The organism is Succinivibrio dextrinosolvens (assembly GCF_900116345.1).
Classification (GTDB): domain Bacteria; phylum Pseudomonadota; class Gammaproteobacteria; order Enterobacterales; family Succinivibrionaceae; genus Succinivibrio; species Succinivibrio dextrinosolvens_B.
In genome coordinates, this window is sequence record NZ_FPAH01000017.1 from 26080 (window position 1) to 51794 (window position 25715).

Annotated in this window: 22 protein-coding genes; 9 read left to right on the forward strand and 13 right to left on the reverse strand. The window is 40.4% G+C overall.

Annotated elements, in window-relative coordinates; genetic code table 11:
* Window positions 1-3: 3 nt before the first annotated feature.
* Together edd and BM308_RS06980 are read right to left on the reverse strand one after the other, a co-directional pair.
* Entirely contained in the window at window positions 4-1818 is a 1815-nt protein-coding gene (gene edd, locus BM308_RS06975) for a phosphogluconate dehydratase (protein WP_074944015.1), read from the reverse strand.
* A complete protein-coding gene (locus tag BM308_RS06980; protein WP_074944017.1) occupies window positions 1811-2326 on the reverse strand; it encodes a gluconokinase in 516 nt (171 codons plus the stop codon). The genes edd and BM308_RS06980 overlap by 8 nt, the downstream gene beginning before the upstream one ends.
* 337 nt (window positions 2327-2663) lie before the next feature.
* Between BM308_RS06980 and BM308_RS06985 the strand changes: the two genes are divergently transcribed.
* From BM308_RS06985 to BM308_RS06995, 3 genes are all read left to right on the forward strand, one after another.
* Complete coding sequence (locus BM308_RS06985) at window positions 2664-3155, forward strand: TRAP transporter small permease (protein WP_074944019.1); 492 nt, start codon at window positions 2664-2666, stop codon at window positions 3153-3155.
* A 2-nt stretch (window positions 3156-3157) separates the two neighbouring features.
* The gene (locus tag BM308_RS06990) at window positions 3158-4435 is read left to right on the forward strand and encodes a TRAP transporter large permease subunit (RefSeq protein ID WP_074944020.1); all 1278 of its coding nucleotides are present in this window, start codon (window positions 3158-3160) and stop codon (window positions 4433-4435) included.
* Between the two features lie 86 nt (window positions 4436-4521).
* A complete protein-coding gene (locus tag BM308_RS06995) occupies window positions 4522-5502 on the forward strand; it encodes a DctP family TRAP transporter solute-binding subunit (protein ID WP_074944022.1) in 981 nt (326 codons plus the stop codon).
* Window positions 5503-5595: 93 nt separating this feature from the next.
* Here the strand turns inward: BM308_RS06995 and BM308_RS07000 are convergent, their stop codons facing one another.
* Together BM308_RS07000 and BM308_RS07005 are read right to left on the reverse strand one after the other, a co-directional pair.
* Entirely contained in the window at window positions 5596-6588 is a 993-nt protein-coding gene (locus tag BM308_RS07000) for a bile acid:sodium symporter family protein (protein ID WP_074944023.1), read from the reverse strand.
* A gap of 1 nt (window position 6589) precedes the next feature.
* Window positions 6590-7459, reverse strand: a complete 870-nt coding sequence (locus tag BM308_RS07005; RefSeq protein WP_177214428.1) for a bile acid:sodium symporter — start codon at window positions 7457-7459, stop codon at window positions 6590-6592.
* Window positions 7460-7662: 203 nt separating this feature from the next.
* Here BM308_RS07005 and BM308_RS07010 point away from each other — a divergent pair, with 203 nt between their 5' ends.
* Window positions 7663-9018: a metallopeptidase TldD-related protein gene (locus tag BM308_RS07010; protein WP_074944026.1), complete on the forward strand. Its 1356-nt coding sequence runs from the start codon at window positions 7663-7665 to the stop codon at window positions 9016-9018.
* 48 nt (window positions 9019-9066) lie between these two features.
* Here BM308_RS07010 and BM308_RS07015 read toward each other — a convergent pair whose 3' ends face one another.
* The gene (locus BM308_RS07015) at window positions 9067-9510 is read right to left on the reverse strand and encodes a flagellar basal body-associated FliL family protein (RefSeq protein ID WP_074944028.1); all 444 of its coding nucleotides are present in this window, start codon (window positions 9508-9510) and stop codon (window positions 9067-9069) included.
* A 26-nt stretch (window positions 9511-9536) separates the two neighbouring features.
* Window positions 9537-11984 (reverse strand): glycerol-3-phosphate 1-O-acyltransferase PlsB, encoded by a 2448-nt coding sequence (plsB, locus tag BM308_RS07020; protein ID WP_074944029.1) that lies wholly within the window; start codon window positions 11982-11984, stop codon window positions 9537-9539.
* 280 nt (window positions 11985-12264) lie between these two features.
* Here plsB and BM308_RS07025 point away from each other — a divergent pair, with 280 nt between their 5' ends.
* From BM308_RS07025 to BM308_RS07035, 3 genes are all read left to right on the forward strand, one after another.
* Entirely contained in the window at window positions 12265-13194 is a 930-nt protein-coding gene (locus BM308_RS07025) for a cation diffusion facilitator family transporter (RefSeq protein WP_074944031.1), read from the forward strand.
* Window positions 13195-13213: 19 nt separating this feature from the next.
* Entirely contained in the window at window positions 13214-14080 is an 867-nt protein-coding gene (gene cysE / locus BM308_RS07030; RefSeq protein WP_074944033.1) for a serine O-acetyltransferase, read from the forward strand.
* A 105-nt stretch (window positions 14081-14185) separates the two neighbouring features.
* The gene (locus BM308_RS07035; protein ID WP_074944035.1) at window positions 14186-16132 is read left to right on the forward strand and encodes a fructose-specific PTS transporter subunit EIIC; all 1947 of its coding nucleotides are present in this window, start codon (window positions 14186-14188) and stop codon (window positions 16130-16132) included.
* 57 nt (window positions 16133-16189) lie between these two features.
* Here BM308_RS07035 and BM308_RS07040 read toward each other — a convergent pair whose 3' ends face one another.
* From BM308_RS07040 to priA, 6 genes are all read right to left on the reverse strand, one after another.
* Window positions 16190-16435, reverse strand: coding sequence for a hypothetical protein (locus BM308_RS07040; RefSeq protein WP_074944037.1), 246 nt, complete (start codon window positions 16433-16435; stop codon window positions 16190-16192).
* Window positions 16435-17757 (reverse strand): ATP-dependent protease ATPase subunit HslU, encoded by a 1323-nt coding sequence (hslU, locus tag BM308_RS07045; RefSeq protein WP_074944039.1) that lies wholly within the window; start codon window positions 17755-17757, stop codon window positions 16435-16437. The genes BM308_RS07040 and hslU overlap by 1 nt, the downstream gene beginning before the upstream one ends.
* 5 nt (window positions 17758-17762) lie before the next feature.
* Window positions 17763-18290: an ATP-dependent protease subunit HslV gene (gene hslV / locus BM308_RS07050; RefSeq protein ID WP_074944040.1), complete on the reverse strand. Its 528-nt coding sequence runs from the start codon at window positions 18288-18290 to the stop codon at window positions 17763-17765.
* Window positions 18291-18299: 9 nt separating this feature from the next.
* Window positions 18300-18959 carry an SPOR domain-containing protein gene (locus tag BM308_RS07055; protein WP_074944043.1) on the reverse strand — a complete coding sequence of 220 codons (660 nt, stop codon included), beginning with the start codon at window positions 18957-18959 and terminating at the stop codon, window positions 18300-18302.
* A 2-nt stretch (window positions 18960-18961) separates the two neighbouring features.
* Complete coding sequence (gene argS, locus BM308_RS07060) at window positions 18962-20701, reverse strand: arginine--tRNA ligase (protein ID WP_074944045.1); 1740 nt, start codon at window positions 20699-20701, stop codon at window positions 18962-18964.
* A 289-nt stretch (window positions 20702-20990) separates the two neighbouring features.
* Window positions 20991-23222 carry a replication restart helicase PriA gene (gene priA / locus BM308_RS07065; RefSeq protein WP_074944050.1) on the reverse strand — a complete coding sequence of 744 codons (2232 nt, stop codon included), beginning with the start codon at window positions 23220-23222 and terminating at the stop codon, window positions 20991-20993.
* A gap of 262 nt (window positions 23223-23484) precedes the next feature.
* On the opposite strand from priA, the gene rpmE reads away from it, so the two are divergent.
* Window positions 23485-23709, forward strand: a complete 225-nt coding sequence (gene rpmE, locus BM308_RS07070) for a 50S ribosomal protein L31 (RefSeq protein ID WP_031490912.1) — start codon at window positions 23485-23487, stop codon at window positions 23707-23709.
* Between the two features lie 381 nt (window positions 23710-24090).
* A complete protein-coding gene (locus BM308_RS07075) occupies window positions 24091-25347 on the forward strand; it encodes a malic enzyme-like NAD(P)-binding protein (protein WP_074944047.1) in 1257 nt (418 codons plus the stop codon).
* A gap of 92 nt (window positions 25348-25439) precedes the next feature.
* Here BM308_RS07075 and BM308_RS07080 read toward each other — a convergent pair.
* On the reverse strand, window positions 25440-25715 hold a 276-nt coding region (locus BM308_RS07080; RefSeq protein WP_218152540.1), incomplete at its 5' end, for a hypothetical protein.

Here is a 25715-nt window from a genome sequence, read left to right on the forward strand (position 1 = left end):
TTTCTAATCTCTTACATAGACAGCCTTGAAGATAAAACTTGCACCTTGATCCGCAGGCGATACATTTTCACGGCAGACTCTGAATAGCATTCTGCCGTAGGTCTGTTCCTCTGATTCGAGATCTGGTGTTATCGCCTGTCTGTTCTCAAGTGAGGTCAGGCAGTTGATTTCTCCTTTTTCTGCATCAAAATCAATGAGATCACCGTCTTTCAGAAGAGAAATAAGTCCTCCATTTGCAGCCTCTGGTGATAAGTGAAGGGCAGAAGGAATACCTCCTGATGCTCCGGATAATCTTCCGTCAGTAAGCAGGGCAACATGGTATCCGGCTTTCTGCAGATTTCCCAGAACCGGCATAAGCGTGTGCAGCTCTGGCATGCCTGAGGCGGCAGGACCAGCATAGCGAACCACGATTACAGCATCCTGATTCAGTTTGCCTTCCTTATATGCTTTCTGGACATCATACTGTGAATTAAACACTCTTGCTGGAGCTGTTACATGCTGATGCTCTTTGGCAACTGCTGAGATCTTGATGACACTGTCTCCTAGGTTTCCATGTAGAACCTTAAGTCCTCCCTGTTCTCTGAAACAGCCCGTATCGGAGATAATTACATTAGGATCTTTTGATTCTCCGCAATCTACAAACTCAAGTTTGTCTCCATTTATTACTGGTGTTTTCAGCTGATCTTCGAATTTGCCGAAAACAGTCTCAACATCCTCATGCAGAAGACCTCTTCTGGATAAGGATTTTAGTAAAACCGGTACACCTCCCGCATTCTGCAGCGCGTTGATATCATATGAGGCATTAGGATATACCTGAACTAATAGCGGAACTACCTCAGAGAGATCGCTTATGTCCTGCCAGGTTAAGATATAGCCAGCGCTGCGGGCGATGGCCGGCATATGCAGCGTATGATTGGTAGAGCCTCCTGAGGCTAGAAGTGCAACCAGTCCGTTAACCAGATTCTTTGCTGTCAGAGTCTTTAATAAAGGCTTGAAGTGCCCACCCAGTCGGGTATTGCCAACCATCTGTTTTACAGCATAATCAGTCAGTTTTTCTCTAAGAGGAGTATCTGGTGGAACAAATGCAGAACCAGGAAGCATCATTCCCATCGCCTCAAGTACCAGCTGATTGGTATTGGCAGTTCCGTAGAAAGTACAGGTTCCCTTGGAGTGATAGCATTTGCATTCCATTCTCTGCAGAGCAATCTTATCTATTTTTCCTGCTGCGAAATCCTGTCTTACTTCTGATTTTTCCTTATTGGAGATTCCTGTTCCCATTGGTCCTGAAGGAATAAATGATGTCGGCAGATGGGCAAAAGCAGCAGCTCCCATCAGAAGTCCCGGAGCGATTTTATCGCAGATACCTAAAAGCAGAATACCGTCAAAAATGTTGTGAGATAGAGCTACTGCAACTCCCTGGGCTATCAGATCTCTTGAGAATAGAGATATATCCATACCAGGCTGTCCCTGTGTAATACCGTCACACATCGCAGGAACCATGCCTGCCACCTGACTAGATGCTCCTGCTGCAAGTGCACTTGCGGATATCTTTGATGGGTAGTCTCTATAAGGACAGTGGGCACTGACCATGTCATTGTAGGCACTAACAATTCCCAGATTAGGCCCTTTACCGGTAATGAGATTCTCTTTGGTCTCATCTTCAGCAGCTGCTGCGGCATGAGCGATGTTAGAACAGGTGAGGGTATCTCTGTCACGCAGAACCTTTGCCTGAGCTTCAATCATTTCAAGATAGGCTTTTCTTGTCTGTTCTGAGCGTCTTTCAATTCGTTTGGTAACTTCTTCAATAACTTTATTCATGAGCAACCTTCTTTTCTATCTGAGATACTGCCTTTTTTACAATTTCCTCTGGACTGCCGCTTATATCTACATTGATGACATCTGCCTCTGAATCAGGAAATTCCAGAGCGGCAAACTGTGAATTAAGCATTTCTTCCTTCATGAAATGCCCCTGTCTTCTGGACATACGTTCTCTAATCAGATCTTTACTGCCATAAAGATGGACAAAGATAAGCCCCTCATTGCCTTCTCTGAGCATATCCCTATATTTCTTTTTTAGAGCGGAACATACGACAACACCTGACTGGTGTCTGTTTTCAAAAGAGAAAAAGACATCATTGATTCTTTCAAGCCAGGGTTTTCTATCTTCATCATCAAGAGGAATTCCTGATTTCATTTTGATGATATTGGCACGAGGATGAAGATCATCTCCATCTATAAAACTGGCTTTGAAGTGATTGGCAATAGCTTTTCCTACTGTGGACTTACCACTTCCGCTTACTCCCATAATCACGCATTTAATGATCATAATTTTGTCCGGAATCTTACTTTTTTCCTATAAATTGAAATGTGACTTTTTAATATCTAAATAATAGTAAAGTAATCATTGAACGTTTTCTAAAGCATATGTCACAACTGTAAATAGAAAACTTAGACAAAAAACAAATCCTAATAGTTTTCCTTATAAAAGATATTATAAATTGATTTATAAGCTATTTATTTTTGATGTTCTCTATTGGAGAATAGGGTTATGTGTTAATAAACTATACATAAGTTCTATCTGTGAACATCTAGACATTTTTTTTAATAAAAATTAAGTAGACTTTTGTTCATGACTAAAACTTATGTTTAAAAAGGAGTCTAAAATGGAGAAAATAAGTCAAGTAATTTCCAAGTCACTTGACATCTTTTCAGTGATCCTTCTGGTGGTTATGTCAGTACTGGTAATTGTCAACGTTGCACTTCGCTTTATTTTTAATTCCAGTATTGTCTTCTCCGAGGAGATCTCAAGATTTCTTTTTATATGGGTTGTTTACATCGGTGCCATCATCGCAGTAAGAGATGACAGTCATATCTATGTGGATTTCATCCGTAAGAAATTTCCTATGTGGGTACAGTTCACCCTCAAGATTGTATGTGAAATTGCCATGATAATCGGCTGTGCTCTGTTCTTTTTGGGCAGTATTGATCTGACCGAGGTAAATATCACTGATCATTCCCCTGTAGCCGGCATTTCCTTAGGTTATGTTTACTCCGCAGGTTTAGTCGGAAGCTTCGGCATGATTGTCATGCTCTGTATCAGACTATTAAGGTTGTTCCGTAAAAATGACAGAGATACTCAGAAGGAGGCTGAATAAAGATGACTGTTGCAATATTTCTGGCTATTCTTCTAGGCTCCGTCGCAATCGGAATTCCTATTGCCTTCTCCCTTCTGATGTGCGGTTTCGGTCTGATGTGGTATATGGATATGCTCGACCCTCAGATTGTGGCACAGAGTCTCATCAATGGTGCTGACAATTTCACTCTTTTGGCAATTCCTTTCTTCGTCTTTGCCGGAGATATTATGAATGTTGGCGGTCTGGCAAAACGACTTGTTGACCTGCCTATGAAACTTGTCGGTCACAAAGCCGGCGGTCTTGGCTATGTGGTTATTATTGCAGCTGTAATCATGGCCTCTCTGTCAGGTTCTCCTGCTGCTGATACTGCCGCTATTGCCGCAATTATGTTTCCTATGATGACAAAGGCAAACTATCCTAAGGAAGGTTCAGTTGGCCTGATTGCATCCGGTGGTATTATTGCTCCTATTATTCCTCCATCAATTCCATTTATCGTAATTGGTGTAACCGCTTCTGTTTCCATTTCTCAGCTGTTCTTAGCCGGTATCGTTCCAGGTGTTCTGATGGGTGTAACTCTATGTTTTGTATGGAGTTTAAGAGCCCGTAAGTATGAGTCAGCACCAAAGGCTTCAGGAAAAGAGATCTGGGATTCCTTTAAGAGTGGTATCTGGGCTCTGATGCTCCCTGTAATTATCATCGGCGGTTTCAAGACAGGTGTCTTTACTCCAACTGAAGCTGGTGCAGTAGCCTCTGTTTACGCTCTTTTCATTTCAATCTGTGTATATCGTGAGCTGTCCTTAAAAGCTATTTACGGTGCTCTGCTGAATACCGTAAAAACTTCCGGTGTCATTATGATGATGGTTGCTGCAGCTCAGGTTTCAGCATGGCTTATGACTGTAGCCGATCTCCCAGGAACTGTTATTGAACTGTTAAGACCAATGATTGACAGTCCAAAGATCCTGCTGGCTCTGATTCTGATTCTTCTTACCGTAATGGGTATGGTTCTGGATCTGATCCCTATCGTTCTGATTCTTGTACCTGTTCTGATGCCTTTAATTCATGAGGCCGGAATCAACGAGATCTATTTCTGTGTAATGTTCATTATCTGCTGTTCAATTGGTCTGATTACTCCACCTGTTGGTAATGTTCTGAATGTGGTATCAAGTGTAACCCGTGTACCTTTTGAACGTTCGGTAATTGGTATTCTGCCTTATGCAGGATCTCTTCTGCTGTTACTGATTCTGTTCCTGATATTCCCTGAGATAATCATTGGACCATTGAATTTCATGATAGGAAAGTAAATCGGCACACAGCTTTTTTTAAAGGATTAATATGGTTTAAACAGATTTATTTAGCTTACTGTAATTTTCTTTTTAAGGAGACACATATGAAGAAAACCTTAGCAGTTATTCTGGCAACTATCATTGGTGCCAGCTTTGCAATGCAGGCAGAGGCAAAGACAACCCTTCGTTTTGCAACTGACGTATCAAAGGATAATACTCAGGGTCAGGGCGCAGTTTACTTTGCTGAGCAGGTAAAGGAAAAGTCAAAGGGCGAGATTGAAATCAAGACCTTCTTTGACAGTACCTTAGGTAACTCTCAGGCTATTGTTTCTGGTGCACGTTCAGGAACAATCGATATTGCCATGGTTGGTGGCGGTATTGCTTCAGGTCTATCTCCTGTAATGGCTGTACTTGATATTCCTTTCATCTTCAAGGATAAGGCTCATGCATATCGTGTTCTGGACGGTGAAATCGGTGACAGACTGTATCAGACTCTAGAGCCATTAGGCTTAAAAGGTCTTGCCTATTTTGAGAATGGTTTCCGTAACATGACCAACAGCCGCAAGCCTATTGTTAAGCCAGAGGACTGTGCCGGACTTAAGATCAGAGTTCCTCAGAGCAATATGCTGGTAGCAACTTTTGAGGCTTTAAAGGCAAACCCTGTTCCAATGGCATACGGTGAGCTATATACCGCAATGGAAACCGGTGCTATTGAGGCTCAGGACCACCCAATCTCAACTCTATATGCAGGAAAGTTCTATGAGATTCAGAAGTATCTGTCTATGACCAATCATGCATATACTGCTGTTACCGTAATGATGAACAAGAAGAAGTTCGACAGGCTGCCAGCTGATCAGCAGAAGCTTCTTGTTGAATGTGCCCGTGATGCTGCTAAGTATCAGCGTGAAGTTAATGCTAAGCAGGAAGTTACCATGGTTGAGGAGATGAAGAAGACCGGTATCCAGGTTAACGACAATGTTGATGCAGATGCATTCATGAAGGCAACCTTATCAGTTCGTTCTATCTACACCGATAAGAATGGTGATGAGTTCGTTAAGCTGATTGATGCTGAGCGTAATAAATAATCATCTTTAATCTTTCCCCCTTTAAAAGTAAATGCCGGTTAAATCTAACCGGCATCCTTATATGAGGATTCTTCTCTGACAGAAGCTTTGAGATTATTCCTGATAAGGTTTTTCTCCAGTAGTTTCCCATCTTCGAAGATTTCTCTCTCTGTACCACATCTGCCAGGCGTTTACTACGTTCTGCCACAGAATATAGGTGCCAGGAATAATGGCAACGGTAGGATTCAGATAGGTAAGGGTAACCCATAGGCCAAAAACCATGTTTTTCTGTCCTAAGGCCTGACCTGCACTGATTCTCTGACCTCCAAACTGACCAATTCCCTTTGCCAGAACAAACTGCAGAATTGTCATAATAAAGCCGACTGCTGCCATAATCGTTATTTCAAGACCGCTTTTATCTGAGGCTGCAATATTGGAAAAGGTCTTTGCGGATACCACCACAATGATAAATGCCCACATATAGAAGCCGATATCCTTAGTATTTCTGAGAATGAACTGATGTAGCTTTGGGCTTACGGTTCTGATGACTACAGTTAGGATGATTGGGAGTACCAGAATTGGGGAGATGTGATTTAAGATTAAGATGCAGTCATGAAAGAAGGAGTTATTTCCCATATCGCAGAACAGAGGAAATATCAGCGGAATAGCAACAGCTGCAGCAAGATTACTGAAAATAATATAGGTGGTAAGGGCTGATTCATTGCCTCCTAGTTTGCCTGTAATTACCGAGGCTGAAGCTGCGGTTGGGGTAATAACGCAGATGAGTATACCCTCAAGAATGACTATATCCGATGAATCCGGAAAGTACTTAAGGTAAAGGGCTAAAAGAGCAGTTCCTGTAACCTGATAGATAACAAGTATGAAATGCCATGCTCTTGGTTTCATCTGATGCAGAGTTATTTTGCTGAAAGCAAAAAACAGAATAAAGAAAAGTATTACCGGTAAAGATTCGCCGACAACGTGAGCTACTGGCCTTAGCGGTTTTGAGAATTGCGCAAAATTGAAAAAGCAGAATACAAGAAAACCAAGTGTAACCGCAATTAACAGAGTGTAGGGTTTAAGTTTCTTTAATAAATCTTTTAGCATGTTATTCCTGATAAGGTTCCAGTCCCTTTTCCTTTCGTATTTGTGAGTCCTTGTCTCTGAGTCTCATCTGTACAGCGTTGACAAGATTCTGCCACAGAAGATAGCTGCTTGGAACGATAGCCGCTTCTGGTGAAAGGAACATAATGGCAATCCAGATGGCAAATACTGTATTTTTCTGACCTAAGCCCTGACCTGCACTGATACGCTGCTGATCTATATGACCAAAGTATTTTCCGATTGCAAACTGCAGCAGTGTTACCGCAAATCCTACAATAAAAAGGGTACAGAGGAAGGAATTTCCTGTAGTTGAATTAGCCACGTTCTGGAAAATTCTCGCAGACTGAATGGATAGGGTAAACAGCCATAAATAAAAACCGATCTCTTTGGCACTGTTAATCAGTTTTAAAAGTCTTGGAAAAAATACTCTGATTATTACTGAAAAAATCAGTGGCAGAACCAGAACAGGAAAAACCTTTCTTAAGATAAAAAGGAAATCATCAAAAAATACTCCGGATATGGTAGTACATATCAGAGGAAAGTACAGTGGAATAAAAACTGCAGCAATGATATTGCTGATAATTGTATATGATGTCTGTGATGATTCATTACCGCCAAGCTTTGCTGTCATAACAGCTGCTGAGGCAGCCGTGGGAGCGATAGTGCATATGATGATTCCTTCTAAAAGAAAAACTGTTTTATCAGATAGCTTGTTACCGAAGAAATAAATCATGGCCACGAATATGCCGGTAGAAATAATCTGGACCACTCCCAGATAAAGATGCCATCTGCGAGGTTTCATCTCCCTTACTTCAAGCTTGCAGAAGGAGAAAAACAGAATAAAGAAAAGACATACCGGAAGAGACTCGACCATAAAAGAAGCCACAGGTCTTAAAGGTTTAGTCTGTGGAATGTATCTGAAAGCAAGAAATCCAACAAATCCTATCAATATAGATATAAAAAGGCTGTTTGTTTTCAGCTTATTTTTTATTGTTTCTAATTGCATGATGTTGGCCTAAATTGTGGTATAACATATCATCGACATTATAAAAGAAAACGCTATTGGGATTAAGATAAATGAGTTCTTTTAAGAAAGATTTAGCGGCAGAAGAGTCTCGCCTTGAAAACGTATCCGCCGATGTGGTTAAGTTTGCTCTTGCAAATGGAGCCGATGAGTGTGAGGTGAATATCGGTGCTGTCAAAGGTTTATCCGTTTCCTGTCGTGATCAGGATATTGAAAATATAGAATTCAACCGTGACAATGGCATGAGTATTACCGTTTATAAGGATAAACGTTCAGGTGCGGTTTCAACTAACGATCTGTCATTAGACTCAATTCATGAAGCTGTTCTTTCTGCAATCAATCTTGCAAAGTATTCTGATCCTGATCCTTGCTCAGGTCTGTGCGATAAAGATCTTATCTGTGATTCCTTCAAAGATCTCAATCTGGTGTTTGAAAACAATGTTGATGCTGATTTTGCAGCCGCTAAGGCTCTTGAGCTTGATAAGATGGCCGAGGAGCAGAAGGTTGAAGGCATTAAGAAATCAGACGGTTCAAGCTTCTCAAGCTATCTTTACACAACTGTAATCTCCAATTCCAACGGTTTTACCAAAGCCCGTTCTTCAAGCTCGGTGTCTGCGGATATCACAATGCTTGGTGAATCAGAAGGAAAAATGCAGAGAGCTTCTGGTTCAAGTATAGCCAGATCAATTGAGGATATTTACTCTTCACAGAGAATTCTTGATGAAGCCTTTGAAAAGACTCTACTGAAGCTTAATTCCAGAAAAATAAGTACCGGAAAATATAACGTTATTTTCACCAGATCTGCAGTTCAGTCCCTGTGGGGCAATTTCTCTTCGGCTATTTCCGGCGGAGCCTTATACAGAAACCGTTCCTTCCTGTGCAACTATCTTGGAAAACAGGTTCTATCCGACAGAATCTCCATCTATGAAGATCCGTTTGTCTTAAAAGGCCTCGGTTCACGTAATTTTGATAGTGACGGCGTAAGAGTTACTGCCTCCGACATTGTAAAGGACGGCATGCTGGAGCAGTATCTTCTGGCAACCTATTCAGGCAGAAAACTTGGAATCAAGAGCAATGGACATGCCAGCGGTATTCATAACTGGTACATTTCCTTCAGGGAGGGTACCTGCTCTTTTGATGAGCTTCTGGCAAAGGCCGGTGAAGGCGTAGTTGTCACCGGACTTATGGGGCAGGGTATTGATCTGGTCAGTGGCAACTATTCAAGAGGTGCTGAGGGCTATTACTTTAAGGATGGAAAATTCGTCCATGCGGTGGATGGTATCACCATAGCCGGAAATCTTAAGGATATGTTCCTGAATATGGAAGCTATGGCCGATGATTTTGATGAGAGATACAAAATCCAGACCGGCTCAATCCTCATTCCTGATATGACCGTGTCCGGAGATTAGAGGTCTCTTCGAGGGTGACCTCGAAGAGCAGATTGTTATATGTTTTTCTTACTGATACATATAGCTTAGGAACAGCAGATCTACAATCAGAGGTTTACCGAATTTCTCCTGGAGAATGCTGGTAACCTTCTCTCTGCATTCAATTCTGATTTTTTCTCTGGCCTCATTGGTTGCAACCTGACCAAATTCCTTTGATCCTAAAATTGTAACAATGGCATCCTTAATCAGAGGTTCAACATCAGCGATAATAGATGAATCTCTGCTGTCTTCGAGCATCAGACTGATTTTGATTCTTACATAATGAATCTTATCTCTAGGGTTCAATGTGGCTACATTGGTTGTGATATCAGGAGAGATCTGATAATAACCAATTTCTGGTGCAACATTCTCTGGTTCTGCAGGCTCCTCTTTCTTACCATGACCGGCATAAGCAGATGAGGAAACAGCAATAAAGATTAGAGAAACTAGTCCCAATAAAAGTTTTTTTAACATTTTCCATCCCTTACAGTGTTGCCTTATTACAGAACATCATCCACCTTTCTGGATAATGTCTGACCATTTAAAATCTTAACATCTCGAGCACCTAAAAGAGGGCTTGCGGCTCTGTTCAGTTTCTGAACCTTTGGCTCGTTCACGTAAATTTTTCCGTCTTCCTTTACATAGAAATACGAGTGTCTGATAAAGGTTGCACACATGATCTTGAACAGAATAGGATCTGCGAATTCTGGTGAGTTGTTTGTAACCTCAACAGGCAGACGCTTTGAGTATGCTAAACATTTTTCAATAAACTCATTAACGTCTGATTTACCATCCTCTGTATCTTTCAGTGCTGTCACTGCCACCAGATAACGAACCAGATTGTGGTAAATACATCTGGTCAGAATATAGAATTCCTGAAGTCCGTCTCCTGATACAAAGAGCATATCATTGTCACGAGTGATATAGCCTTCATTGAGGAAATTCTCAATATGCTTATCAATCAGATTATCAAGATCCTTTTCATCAACAGGTGCAAACAGTTCGTGTCTCAGGAAATAGAACAGTGAGCGCGCATGGGAACGTACATCCTCATGCATAATATGTCCGTTTCTGAAGATAATATTGGCAAGTAGAGCCGGCAGAGCAAACAAATGTACGATATTGTTCTGGAAATATGTCAGCTGAAGTGACTGACCATAGCTTGGTCTTACAAACTTCATATCGTCACCGACGTCATATATTCTGAATTTCTTCAACTCCATGGCCTGTCTTATCAGGGTCATAGGTGTGGCTGTTGGAATCGTGTGACGTCTTCTTGGATCAACATGGAGGATCTTTAGGTACATGGAAATGCACTTTTCCAGTTGACTGGTACTCATTGTATGGTCCGGCACATTCATAATTGCCAGGGCACACAGATTGATTCCGTTGATGGTTGCTGAATCATTCAGATTGATAATAATTCTGTGAGCGAGCTGATTAACTATGTCGTTAAGCCATACTGGTCTTGCAGTTCCCTTTGGATCAATATCGTTTTTCCAGCTAGGAACATTTTCGTTAAGGAATTTATGTACAACTACAGGTTCACCAAAGGTTACATAACCTCGGCCGTAATTTCTGAAGCGCTTGAAGATTCCCAGAAGCTGCATTGCACTTTCTTTTTTCTTGGCCTCACCTCCAAGTTCTCTCATGTAAGATCCTACCTCAGTAACGTGCTCATAGCCAAGATAGGTTGGCACGAAGGCGATTGGTTTATCAGATCCTCTGAGCTGAGACTGAACCGTCATTGCCACCATGCCTGTTCTTGGAGGAAGGGTTCTTCCTGTTCTAGAACGACCGCCTTCGATGAAGAACTCGGTGGCATATCCGTTTTCAAAGAGCAGACTTAGGTATTCTCTGAAGAGGGTAATATAGAAATCATCACCCTTCATCTTTCTGCGGATAAAGTAGGAGCCGCATCTTCTGATAATCTGTCCCACAGGGAAGAAGTTAAGGTTATCTCCAGACGCAATCTGTGGCAGTGGCAGTCCCTCGTGGAAAAGTACAAATGTCAAAAGAATGTAGTCCATGTGGGAGCGGTGACATGGAATATAAATAATCTCGTGTCCTGTCTGCACAAGCTGTCTGACTCTGTCCACTCCTATAATCGTCTGTCCCTGATAAATCTTTGACCAGATTGTGGAGACAATGGAATTAAAGAATCTGAGAAGAGGATAACGGGTATCCGCAACCATGACCTCAAGGATTTCTCTTGCCTTGTTCTTAAGTTCTGGTTCTGATTTACCGGTTTTCTCACTCTCAATTGAGATCTGCTCCAGCACAGCAGGTTTTTCAAGGATTTCCTCTATTACCTGCTTTCTGTTAGGCAGTGGTTTTCCTACAACTGAACGTGCCTTCTGAATAAAGATCAGCTTGAAGGTTCTGTTCAGATTCTTTGAGAATTTTGAATTTTCAAAACGTTCTTTTGATTCACTTATGTTGAATGAGCCACAGAAAATGGTGCAGTTATCTCTACCTGCAAAAATCAGGTTAAAGAACTTTTTAAAGGATGGTGTGGCGGCATTCATGCCGTGAATACCGAGAGTTTCGTATCCAGGGTTTCTTGACCATAGTACGGTGATTGGAATTACCTGAACATCTTTGCCGGTTCTCTGATAATACTCATACCACTTTCTAAAGAGGGGCTCCATTTCATGATCTTTAGAACCGGCTTTAGTAAATATGCCTGGTGACCTAAGGGCGCAGATTCTTGGGATTTTTTCGCCGAGCAGGTTCAGATCTTCAAAAGGAGAAGGCAGGTCTAACTTCTGAACAGCTCTTTCTATACTCATGACGTTTCCGACAGATGAAGAAACGGTGAGATAGACTATTTCTTTTTCTTTATCAATTTTAAGATTTTTTAATGGCTCGAATGGAATTGTTGCGCAATTCGTGGTTATTCTGAACGGCCAGTATAAAAAAAATCTTAGAATTTTATTTATTGTCATAACTTACCTAAACAGAACTCTGTCTGCTCAGCCTCCCAGATCTTTTTTGCTTTTCAAAAGAAGACTATACATCTTAAAGTGTAGTTTATATCGGTGCAAAAAATTACGTTTTTAGTGTCTGTTTTTTAATTAGTCTTAATCTGATCAAATTTTTCAGAACTATCTCTAGTATTTCAACATTTGTTATGGAGAAAAAAGATTATTTTTATCATAAAAATCTATGTATTAGAAAAGATATGACATGTAATATACTATCCTCGTAGGAAATTGGGAATCTAAAATGGAAAAAACACAACTTGAACAGTACAGAAAACTGGTATTGCTTGCTGGTGGGGCCTCTGTTGTCACTGCAGTTCTGTTCATTTTGATCAAATTCGGCGTATGGATGATTTCTTCATCTACCGTAATTTTTGCCTCTCTTACGGATTCTATTTTTGATTTGCTTGCATCTTTAGTGAACCTTTTGGCTCTTAAGTTCTCATTATCTCCTCCAGATGATGAGCACCGTTTTGGTCATCATAAATCTCAGTCTCTGGCTTCATTAGCGCAGGCTGCCTTTATCGGCGGTTCGGCGGTTCTGCTTATCAGTCATGGTATTGAGAGATGCTTTAATCCTGTTCATATTGAACATATCGATCTTGCTCTTTATGTAAGTATTATCTGTATAATTTTTACTGTTCTTCTGGTAATTTTTCAGACTTATGTGTTCAGAAAGACTCAATCAGAGGCGATTGCTGCTGACAGACTGCATTACTTATCTGATGTTTCTCTGAATATTGGTGTTATTATTGCCTTATTCCTGAGTAATTACGGTTATGAATGGGCTGATGGATTTTTTGCCTGCTGTATCGGTCTTTTTATTCTGAAAGGGGCTTATCAGATAGGAGTAGAGGCTGTTCAGACATTACTGGATCGTTCCTTAGATCAGTTATCCATGAATAAAATTATGCAGGCTATTGTTAAAACCGAAGGTGTTTTGTCTATTCATGATTTAAAAACCCACAGTGCAGGTCCTATAATTTTTATTCAGGGCCATATTGTTATGGACGGTAAGATGAGTCTGGAGAAGGCTCATAATGTTGTTAATGAAGCAGAAAACAATATCAGAAAGGATTTTCCGGATGCAGAGATCATTCTTCATATGGAGCCTGATGAAAAAGAAACCTACGATACTGTAAATTTTGATGATTCCAAATTACAGCGTAACTAAATTTTAATAGAGATAACAATTGGATACACAGACAAACAGTACTTACGAAAATCAGGTGATTGACAGATTCTGGACCGATTTTAAACAGCAGTCACAGTCAATTATGGCCAGTGAGCCTGTATTAGCCGACTTATTCAACAAACTGGTCTTTACCTGTGCAAATTTTGACCAGTGTCTTGCAAGAATTATCTCTTCAAAGCTTGCAACTAGAGAGGTTGATAAGCAGCAGCTGTTTCAGGTCTGTATGCAGGCCTATTCGGAAAATCGATGTCTTCTGGAAAATGCAGTTGCTGATGTTTATGCTGTTCTAACCCGTGATCCTGCATCAAGTTCAATTGTCAGAATTCTAATGTTTCTCAAAGGCCCACATGTTATTGAGTCCTGGAGAATTTCTCACTGGTTATGGGAGCATGACAGAAAAGATCTGGCCTGCTATATTCAAAGCAGAATTTCTGACGTATTCTCTGTTGATATTCACCCTGCAGCAAAAATCGGAAAAGGATTAATGCTCGATCATGCAACCAATATTGTAATTGGTGAAACTGCTGTGATTGAAGATACTGTTTCTCTTTTACACGATGTAACTTTGGGTGGAACCGGTAAAGAGTGCGGAGACAGACATCCAAAGGTCTGCCGAGGAGTAATGATTGGTGCTGGTGCCAAAATCCTTGGTAACATCAGAATAGGTGAGGGTGCAATTGTTGGAGCCGGTTCTGTAGTCCTTGCAGATGTTCCTCCTCATACCACTGTAGTTGGTGTCCCTGCAAGAGTAATAGGTCATCCTCAGATGGAAATGCCTTCACTTGATATGGATCAGACCTTTAAGGGCTGTAAATCAGAAAGCAGTGAGCCTTTATGTCCGGGGATCCACATAAAACAGATTTAATAATTGGAATTTTGTTTTCTTTTTATACTCTTTTGAAGAATAAATACTTGCCGTTATAGGACTGTCGATTAAACTTAAAATACATGGCAGTTAAAAGGAAAACTCATGCGAATTTGCGATTTACTAAATCCTCAGTCTGTTCGATTAAATGTTGAGGTATCGACAAAAGAACAGGCAATCAATAATCTTGTAGATTTAGTGGCTCAAAGCGGTTGTCTTAATGACGCTGAGCGATTCAGAACCGCTGTATTTGATAGAGAAGCAAAAGTTTCTACTGGTTTGGGTGAAGGCGTTGCCATACCTCATGCAAAAAGTGCAGGTGTAACTAAACCTGGCCTTGCTGCGATGGTTGTTCCTCAGGGCGTAGAATTTGACAGTCTTGATGGAAAGCCTGCCAAGCTGTTTTTTATGATCGCCTCTCCTCATCAGGCCTCAGATGCTCATCTGGATGTTCTGGCCAGATTATCTACCATGCTTATTTCTGAGGATTTCAGAAATTCTCTTAATTCTGCGCAGAGTGTTGATGAATTCCTAAAAATTATCAACAAGGCGGATGAGGCTGAAATAGCAAAAGAGAATGAGCGTAAACAGAAACAGAAAGCCGCCGAAGAGACAAAGGTTTCTTCTGAGTCTAATGCTGAAGTTTCTTCTTCAACTAAAGGTTATTACGATATTGTTGCTGTAACCGCCTGTCCTGCCGGATTATCCCACACCTATATGGCTGCTGAAGCCCTAGAAAAACAGGCCAAGGAAATGGGCATTTCCATAAAGGTGGAAACTGACGGTGCTGCAGGTAACAGAAATAAGCTGCTACCTGAGGAGATTTCAAAAGCTAAAGCCGTTATTGTTGCTGCTGATAGAATCGTCGACATGGACAGATTCCTTGGTAAGCCTTTAATTCGTGTTGGTGTAGTTGAGGGAATCAGACAACCTAAGAAGCTCATAAAATCAGCTTTAGATCCTAAGTGCCCAAAATATCAGTCTGGTTTTTTAGGTTCTACCTCAGTTTCAATGCGACTATATCGTCATCTGATGTCTGGTATGGCCTATCTGATGCCTTTGGCTGCTACTGCCGGTATTCTTTCTGCTTTTGCCAGACTGGATATTGTTAACGATACTCAAGTCGGCTTCTTCTTTGATAGAGTAGGATACAGTATTGGAACACTGCTTTTCCCTATTCTGAGCGCGTTTATTGCATATTCAATAAGAGGTCGAACTGCCCTGGTTGCAGGTTTCACCGGTGGTGTTATGGCCGATTTAGGTGGAAGCGGTGTTATTGGTGCTGTTGTTAACGGTTTTGTGGGCGGAGCAGTTGCTTTACTTACAACATTATTTGCCGGAAGGTTCTTAAAGGGACACGATGCGACGGTTGCGCTCCTGCTGTATCCTCTGATGGGCGCATTGGGCACCGCTGCAATTGCCGTGTTCTTCACTAATATTCCTGCTCAGTTTATTGATGTCTATATTAACTCCTTCTTTGCAGAAACGTCTGTCTTTACACTTGTACTGATTGGCGCATTACTTGCGGGCATGATGTCCTATGATATGGGCGGACCGATTAATAAAATGGCGTATGCCATAGGCGTACTTTTCCTGGCCGACAGCCTTCCAGAGCAGGGTCCTGGTGGCCTTGTGATGGCATCAATTATGGCTGGAGGTATGGTTCCACCTATCGCAGCTGCACTTGCAAGCATACTTGTACCTCAGGCGTTTTCAGCTAAAATAAATTCTTTAAGATTTATTACGTTAGGTAAAGGTCTTGTATTCATTACCGAAGGTATTATTCCTTATCTTCAGAAGAATCCTGTGGTAATGAGAACTGCTTGTGTTGGGTGTTCTGCTCTGACAGGCGGTTTATCAATGTACTTCAAATGCTCAATATGTGCACCTCACGGAGGAATATTTATTATCCCTCTAAGTGACCATCCCCTTGAGTACATAATGTCTATGCTGGTAGGAATTGTTGTGGGAATTTTTGCGTTCTCAATTATTCACTTAAAAACAGGAGATGATTCCTCAGTTAAGGTTACAGTGAATACTGAAAACAGTTAGATTTTCAGTTTTTGATTTTTGATTGAGAAAAGGCCTCGTCCCTAGGGATAGAGGCTTTTATTTAAGAGATGATAAAGCGGTTTCGAGTCTTTGTCTCCAGGTCTGAAGGAGCTCTTTCTGATGCTGATTCTCTTCCTGAAGAAGAGCCATTTCCCGACGAATAGTCTCTAGCTCTTTATTTTTCTGATTGAGTGTTTTTTCAGTATCCAAAAGCCTTTCAGAAAACTGTGTGCATAAAGCACACAGTTCATCTAGCTGTTCAAGCAGAAGCTTTTCCTTTGGAGTGAGTTTTTTTTCAATCACTACAGTATGTACCTGCTTACATCTTCATTTTCAACAAGATCACCTAAGTGTTCATCAACATATTTATCGTCAATAATCACAGTGCTTCCTGATTTATCCGGAGCAGAGAATGAAACTTCCTCCAGAATTTTCTCCATTAGGGTATGAAGTCTTCTGGCTCCGATATTCTCTGTTCTTTCGTTAACTTTGAATGCATCCTCAGCGATACGTTTGATAGCTGATTCCTCAAACTTAACGGTTATGTTCTCTGTTCCTAAAAGCATTTCATACTGCTTGGTTAAGCTGTTATGTGGCTCTTTTAAGATTCTTTCAAAGTCATCAGAAGTTAGAGCTGACAGCTCAACTCTGATAGGCAGTCTTCCCTGCAGTTCCGGGATCAGATCTGAAGGCTTGGACATCTGGAATGCACCTGAAGCAATAAAAAGAACATGGTCAGTCTTAAGCATTCCATATTTAGTATTTACTGATGAACCTTCAATCAGTGGCAGTAAATCACGCTGTACCCCTTGACGTGAGACAACACCTCTGTCAACGCCTCCTTCCTGGCAGATTTTGTCGATTTCGTCGATGAAAACGATACCGTTGTTTTCTGCAAGTTCGATGGCTCTTGTTCTTAAATCGTCATTCTGAGTTAGTTTAGCTGCTTCTTCCTCTAGTAGGATTTTGAAGGCATCACTAATTTTCATTTTTTTTGTGGTTTTCTTTCTGGAGTGCATTGAGTCAAAGAGTGACTGAAGCTGATCGTTAATCTCATCCATGCCAGGAGCTCCGCCGATTACATTAACGGTTGGGCTCTTGTCTGAGACTTCAATTTCGATCTCTTTATCGTCAATTTCATGTTCTCTCAGTTTCTTTCTGAACATCTGTCTTGCAGAGGAATTGTTTTTCTCTTCCTCTGTTGCACTTGGATTAGGTAGAAGGGCATCAAGAATTCTTTCTTCAGCGGCATCTTCTGCCTTAGCCTTGTTGTGCTTAAATGCCTCTTCCTTAACCATTTTCATGGCTACATCTGCAAGTTCTCTGATGATGGACTCAACATCTTTTCCAACGTATCCAACTTCGGTATATTTTGTGGCTTCCACCTTAACAAAAGGAGCCTTGGCAAGCTTAGCCAGTCTTCTTGCAATTTCAGTTTTACCAACGCCGGTTGGTCCAATCATAAGAATATTCTTAGGAACGATTTCGGTTCTTAAATCCTTACCGATCTGCATTCTTCTCCAGCGATTTCTTAAGGCAATTGCAACCGCTTTTTTTGCTTCTTTCTGTCCAATAATGTATTTGTCTAGTTCGCTAACAATTTCGCGAGGTGTTAATTCTGACATCTTTATTAATTCTCAAGAGTTTCGATAATGTGGTTTTCGTTAGTGAATACACAGATATTGCAGGCAATATCAAGAGACTTCTTCACAATTTCAACTGCAGATAAGTCTGTATTATCTACAAGAGCTCTTGCTGCTGCTAATGCATAATTTCCACCGGAACCAGTTGCCAGAACATCGTCGTCCATTTTTACAACATCTCCGGTTCCTGTGATCATTAATGAATCTTTTTTATCTGCAACGATAAGGATTGCTTCAAGTTTTCTTAAGGCTCTATCTGAACGCCATAGCTTTGCCAGTTCAATACTTGCCTTTTCCAGAATGCCCTGATGTTCTTCAAGCTTCTTTTCAAAAAGATCAAGCAGCGTAAATGCATCTGCGGTTGAACCTGCAAATCCTGCAATTACCTTTCCGTGAAAAATCTTTCTTACTTTTCTGGCATTGCCTTTTAATATGGTGCTCTGGCCCATGGTAACCTGACCATCTCCACCAACGGCAACAATTCCATTTCTTCTGATAGATACGATAGTAGTCATTTATAATCCTTATTCTGTTTCTAACTGGCACTCATCAACTAAAGACAGTTTATCCATTTTTTCAAATGCCTTAACAGCATCGTCTCTGGAGTTGAATGGTCCTAATTTAAGGGTATAAGTGCCGCTCTTTTCAACAACGGATGAAATCATTCCTGCTGAAAAGGCTAGATTTGCTTTATGTTCTGAAGCCTCTTTTGTTGAGGAGTATTTTCCACAGAAAAGGAATGTTCCGTGGTTACTCTGATTCTGAGTTATTTCACTGTTTACTTCAGTTTCTGATAACTCATTATCTGCAGACTCATTTTCCTGAATGGCCAGATTCACGTCTGGAACTGTCTGACTCTCTGTATGAATAGAATCTTCTGCCTGAGGTTTGTTCTGAATCTGTAATGATGTTTCATCATCTGCAGTTGGGGTTACAGCTACAGCATTATTATCAGCAAACGACACCTCTTCATTTGCAGAGGCGTTGTCGTTAGGATGAAGCATCATTGTGTTATTGTTCTGTTTGGACGGAACAAGCATTAGACAAATTAAAATAAAAACCAGCAGTCCAACGCTGCATACAGTCAGGTTCTTATATTTAATTTTTGAATTCTCATTTTTTTTCAGCAGAAAATCTTTCGCTTTATTATAGTAATCCAGTAATGCCTGTTTATATTTGTCCACTCTTACATCTGCTCCATAACATTAATTCCTAGAAGACCAAGACCCTGTTTCAGTACTTTTGCTGTAACTTCACAAAGAGCAAGACGACTCTGCTTGGTTTCCATGTCTACTGTGTCTTTTAATACAGGACAGGCTTCGTAGAAATGCATAAATAAATTTGAAAGTTCAAACAGATAATTACATAGTAGGTTTGGTAATGCCTTGTTTCCTACGCTGTATACTGCCTCTGAGAAAGCAAGCAGTTTGTTTGCAAGATCTTCTTCAGCCTCACAGCCGATGATAATCTTTCCTGGTTTGATATCTTCGGCCTTGCGGAATATAGCTCTGATTCGGCTATATGCATACTGAAGATAAGGTGCAGTGTTACCTTCAAAAGATAACATCTGATCCCAGTCAAAAATGTAGTCTGTTGTTCTGTTTTTGCATAGATCTGCGTATTTAACAGCACCCATTGCAATATTATGAATAACAGTCTCTTTATCTGCCTCTGATAAGGTTGAGTTTCTGTCTGCAAGCAGGTTCTTAACTCTTGCCTCTGCCTCATCAAGAACGTCTCTTAATTTTACAGTTCCACCAGATCTGGTCTTGAATGGCTTACCATCCTTTCCAAGCATCATACCGAAAGGACAGTGTTCCAGAGACACTTTGCTATTGGTATATCCAGCTTTTTCACAGATGGCCCATACAGTTTCCAGATGCTGCTGCTGACGTGAATCTGTGAAGTAAAGAATTCTTGTTGCCTTCAGATTCTCAACTCTGTATTTGATGCAGGCGATATCGGTTGTTGTATACAGATAGCCACCGTCATTCTTTCTTACGATATTTCCTAAAGGATTTCCTTCCTTGTTTTTAAACTGAGGAAGATAAACGACGATTGCACCCTGATCTTCCTGAGCAATTCCCTTGTTCATCAGATCTTCAACGACACCTGGCAGCATATCGTTATACAAGCTCTCACCCATAATGTCCTTATCTGACAGGGTAACATCCAGTCTGTCGTACAGTTTCTGGTTCTGTACCATGGTCATTGTTACCAGCTTCTTCCACATTTTGCGGCAGTATTCGTCACCACCCTGAAGCTGTACAACGTAACTTCTTGCTTTTACAGCAAATTCTTCGTCAGTATCGTAGCATTCCTTTGCTTCTCTGTAGAATGCCTCAAAATCTGATAAATCCATGCCTTCACCAGACTCATTCTCTTTTTTCTCAAGGTAAGCAATGAGCATTCCGAACTGGGTACCCCAGTCTCCGATATGGTTTGCACGGATAACATTATTTCCTAAAAACTCAAGAACTCTTACAACGGCATCACCAATAACGGTTGAACGAATGTGGTGAACAGCCATTTCCTTTGCTACGTTAGGTGCTGAATAATCAACCACAATAGTATCTGGATTGCTGATCTTCTTTACGCCTAGTCTTGAGTCCTTGCTCATCTCTTCTAGAGCATCAGCTATTGAGGCCTTGTTGGCAAAGAAATTAATAAATCCAGGTCCGGCAATTTCAATTTTTGAAATGTGAGAATCACTAGGGATATTATCAATAATCTCCTGAGCAATCTGTCTTGGATTCTTCTTTAGAGGCTTTGCCAGCATCATTGCAATATTTGTTGCAAAATCACCGTGAGCTCTGTCTTTTGTGCGGTCAACCCGGATATTATTCAATAACTCTGGGCTAATTGAATTGTCTTTATTTATTGATGAAATGCTTTCTTTAATTAAATTTTCAATAATTTGCTTCATAAATATCTGCGAAATGAAGCCAACCACTAGTTAATAATGGTTGGAGAATATTCGCACCTCGAGTTTTCTTTCAATTAAATTAATTCCTGCTACAGCAGTTATTCATATTCATTCAGTGTGGATTCAGACTCTGACCGCGGAGTCTTTCACTTTTCTACCTGATGAATAGTCTTAACATAATGAAATTATTATGTTTAACCTAACAGCTATCCCACGATTTTTATTCACAATGACAAAATTTTTGCCGGAATAAAGAAAAAATTTTTGAGAAGAATACCATAAAATGCGCCTAGCACATAATTATTGGATCAACTTCAATTGCGAATCGTAAATCCTGAGACAGGCTTTTCCCGGAAACTATATTTCTAACTTCTGTTAAAAACATATTTAAAGTTTTTCTGCTTACACAGGTAACCAGCATATGGAAATGATAGCGATTCTGCTGCTTTTCCATTTTATCAGACATAACAGGAGTTATAGCTAAATTCGAATATTTATAAGTAATTCCTGTAAGTTCTGAATACAACTGATTCAGAAATGAATATGCAATAAACCTCTCTGAACTGTTGCTTAATAAAAACGCCTGATATGTATATGGGGGCAACATCAGGTTTTTTCTAGTCTTTAACAGTTCATCCGCAATATTAAGGTATGAACAATCTGGAGTAATTAACTGGTTTATAAGCAGATTGTCTTTATGGTGAGTCTGAATGATTACTCTTCCCTTCTTGTTTCCTCTGCCAGAACGACCTGAAACCTGTGTTAGTAGCTGAGCAGCATTTTCAAGTGATCTGTAGTCATCTGAGAAGAGGGAAGAGTCAATGTCTAGAATTCCGACCAGTGTAACATTAGGAAAATCGTGTCCTTTGGCAAGCATCTGAGTTCCCACCACAACCTGAGACTTTCCTGAGGTTATCCTGTTTAATCTTGTTTCAAGCTGAGTTTTACTGGTGATAACATCTCGATCGATCCTTTCTATCCCTATATCGGGGTATCTTGTTTTGAGATATTCACTGACCTGTTCTGTTCCGAATCCCTGTTCAAATAAGGCATCGCTCTGACACTGAGGACAGTTTTTAGGAACAGGAATGCTGTTTTCACACATATGACATTTTAATCTGTTCAATCCTTTATGTACGGTTAAAAGATTGTCACAGTGAGGACACATGAATACATGTCCGCAATTATGGCAAACCAGATGATGAGCATATCCCCTACGGTTAAGAAACAGCATAACCTGATTTCCTTTTGCTGTTTCTTCGCCTATTTCCTTTTCGAGTGTTTCGCTTACACCTGTTCTAAGTCCATCCGTTAATGGTTCCTGACGAAGATCAATAACCTGAAAATCCGGTAGAGATGCCCCGCCAGCTCTGATTGTTAAATCTAATTTTTTGTATATGCCTTTTTTAACATTAAAGATTGTTTCAAGACTAGGTGTCGCAGACCCAAGGATAATTGGACAGTTATTTTGTTTTGCCCTGATAATTCCAAGCGAACGTGCATGATACCTGAATGAATCATTCTGCTTAAAAGATGAATCATGTTCTTCATCTATAATAATGACTCCAAGATTAGGAATAGGTGTAAATAAGGCAGTTCTGGTTCCTATCAGAATACCTGATTTTCCACTTGCCATATCAATATAGGCATCAAGTCTTTCTCTGTCAGATAATGCAGAATGCATAGAAGATACAGGAACATTGAATCTTCTGTAAAATCTGTTGAAAGTCTGAGGCGTTAATGCAATTTCAGGAACCAGAATCAAAGCAGCCTTGCCTTGTCTTAAAACTTCTTCAATAACTCTGAGGTAGACTTCTGTCTTTCCTGAACCGGTAATTCCGTTTAAAAGAAATACTCCGAATTCTTTTGTGCTAGATATGGATAGGATGGCGTTCTGCTGTTCAATATTAGGAACAGGAGGAGTTTCTTTTAATACCGGTAAGTCTGTATCGGTAAATTTTTGTTGTTCTATCTGAAGATCAGTTAGTTTTGCAATTCCTTTTTTGACTAGGGCATTTTCTGTCTGACTGGAAATTCCTCTTTCTCTCAGTTCTTTTCTTTTTACAGGGCCGTTTCTAAGAATATCTATCAGCTTTAACTGTTCATCAGAGCGTATTTTAGATAAGGTGACACTGTCTGGTTCTCCGTTAAGCTCGACTCCAGGTATGCTTTCATAGGAATATGGTTTACCGTCTCTGAGTAATTTTGGCAGGGCAACGTTGTAACACTGTCCAAGTGGGTACTGGTAAAAGGCGCTACCGAATTCCAGAATTTTTCTGATATCTTCTGTAATAAAAGAGTGTTTGTCTAAGAGCTTTGCTTTTTTTACTTTTGTCGGTGAAAGGTTAATTTCCGGATTAATATCTGTGATGATTCCGATACTGTTAGACCCCGCAAAATTCACCTGGACTCTCGAGCCGATACACTCATTGCCAATAGTTCCTTCCACTTTATACGCGAATTTCTGATGCAATGGTCTGTTGATCACTACATTAACAAGTGTGAAGTCGGAGTCTTTCATAAATGGATTTAGCATCTCAATTGATAATAACGAGGATATTTTACCACGCAAACGTCTGAGGTATAAAATCCATACCTTTCAAGATGATCGTCTATAAAAAGCCTGTATATATCGGATTTGAGCTTATAATTCACTGAAAATTAATGAAAATAACACTTGCATTAAAAATATTAATTGTCTATCATAAGCCACCGTTTCTATTAATAGGCGTGTGGTATTCGACGCAACCGCGGTTGAAAGCGCGACACGCAATGAGGTTCAAATGAAAGAGAATATTCATCCAGAGTACAAGGAAGTAAATGTACGTTGCTCATGTGGTAACACTTTTAAGATCCGTACTACTGCAGGACATGATTTAAGCTTAGATGTTTGCTCTAAGTGCCACCCATTCTTCACTGGTAAGCAGAAGATCGTTGATACCGGCGGAAGAGTTGAGGCATTCAAGAAGCGTTTCGGTGGTATTTCATCACTTGCTATTAAGCACTAGTAGTGAACGTTCAAGCAATTTAAAAAAAATAGCCTTCGGGCTATTTTTTTTATCCTTTCTCAATCTTTTTACTAAAAGACCTCTTATTTATCCTATTCTTCCAAACTAAATTCAAATCATATTTTTTTTGTTTGCAATCAATATATTAAAAATAAACGAAAAAAATATTCAAAATGTGAATTTTCTTTTAGTAAAAAAAATCGTACATGCTAGACTACTCAATGAAACGGTCGGGGAAATTAAAATATTCAAACACTCTCCTTTTCCTCTGATTATGATTAGAGTTCTATAAGGAAGATTACAGCTTTCTCCATTTTTATTTTTAATGTATTAACTTTTTGTTTTTACATTCAGCAAAACAAACAATAAGAGGTGGTTATTGTGTCACATGATGCTAAATTATTACGCGAAAGAGCCTTAGCCTATCATGAGAATCCTGTTCCAGGAAAAATCAAGGTAGTTATTACAAAACCAGCTGAAACAGCAGATGATCTGACCCTGGCATATAGCCCTGGTGTTGCTGAACCAGTTCGTGCCATTGCTGATAATCCTAATGATGCTTACCGCTATACCGGAAAAGGTAATTCTGTTGCTATCATTTCAAATGGAACCGCTATTCTAGGTTTAGGCAATTTAGGCCCTCTTGCATCAAAGCCTGTTATGGAAGGAAAGGCTTTATTATTTAATCGTTTTGCTGGTATTGATGCTATTGATATTGAAGTAAAGCATAAGACTGTTGAGGATTTTATTACTACCGTAGAGTGTATAGCTGATACCTTTGGTGGTATTAATCTTGAGGATATCAAGGCTCCAGAGTGCTTTATCATCGAGCGCGAGCTTCAGAAACGCTGCCAGATCCCTATTTTCCATGACGACCAGCACGGTACCGCAATTGTAACAACCGCCGGTATTCTGAATGCTGTTGAATTACAGGGAAAGAAGATTGAGGACTGTAAGATTGTTTGCGTTGGAGCAGGTGCTGCCGGTGTAGCTTGTTCCGATCTTATTCTGGCCTGTGGTGCTAATAAAGCAAACTTCTTCATGATTGACCGTCATGGCGTAATTCGTTCTGACAGACCACAGTACAACAATGGAGAAAAGCCAAGATTTATCAATGACGCTGGTCCTAAGACCCTATCTGAGGCCATCAAGGATGCAGACGTTCTTCTTGGTGTGTCTGGTCCTGGACTTGTAACAGAAGAAGATGTTAAGAGTATGGCTCCAAAGGCTGTTATCTTTGCATGCTCAAATCCTGATCCAGAAGTTGATCCTGCTCTGGTTGCAAAAGTTCGTCCAGACATCATCATGGGTACTGGTCGTTCTGATTATCCAAATCAGATTAACAACGTTCTATGTTTCCCATATCTATTCCGTGGTGCTTTAGATGTTCGTGCAACCTGCATTAACGAGGAAATGATGAAGGCAGCCATGAATGCCTTAAGAGATCTGGCAAAACAGCCTGTTCCACCAGAGGTTGTAAAGGCAGCATTGGTTGATCACCTAGAGTACGGTCGTGATTATCTGATTCCAAAGCCAATGGATCCAAGACTTAGAACTCAGGTTTCAGGTGCTGTTGCACGTGCTGCAGTAAAGAGTGGAGTTTCTCAGATCCCTCTGCCAGACTGCTATAAAGAATAATCAGTATTTTGATTCCCATTCTTTGCACATTTTTGTGTAACTATGGGAAAGGCAATAAATCCTCAGCACATGCTGGGGATTTTGTTATGTTTCTAATCTAGATTTTCTTCTGCTTCCGCTGCAATATCTTCTTCATACTCGATATCCATCTCTGCCTCAGGGAAAGGAATTTCCAGTCCTTCGAGTAGTTCTTTCTTCTTTCCCACTATCTCAGAGAAGTAACCACCATCTGGGAATATTGTCTGAGTAATATTCGATAACGATGCCAGCATCTTTGGTACAGAGTCAAATGGAAGCTTGATGCCTTTAGTTTCAGCTGTATGAATACGATGTCTTAACATGCAGAGAATACTGCAGGACAGGAAGTG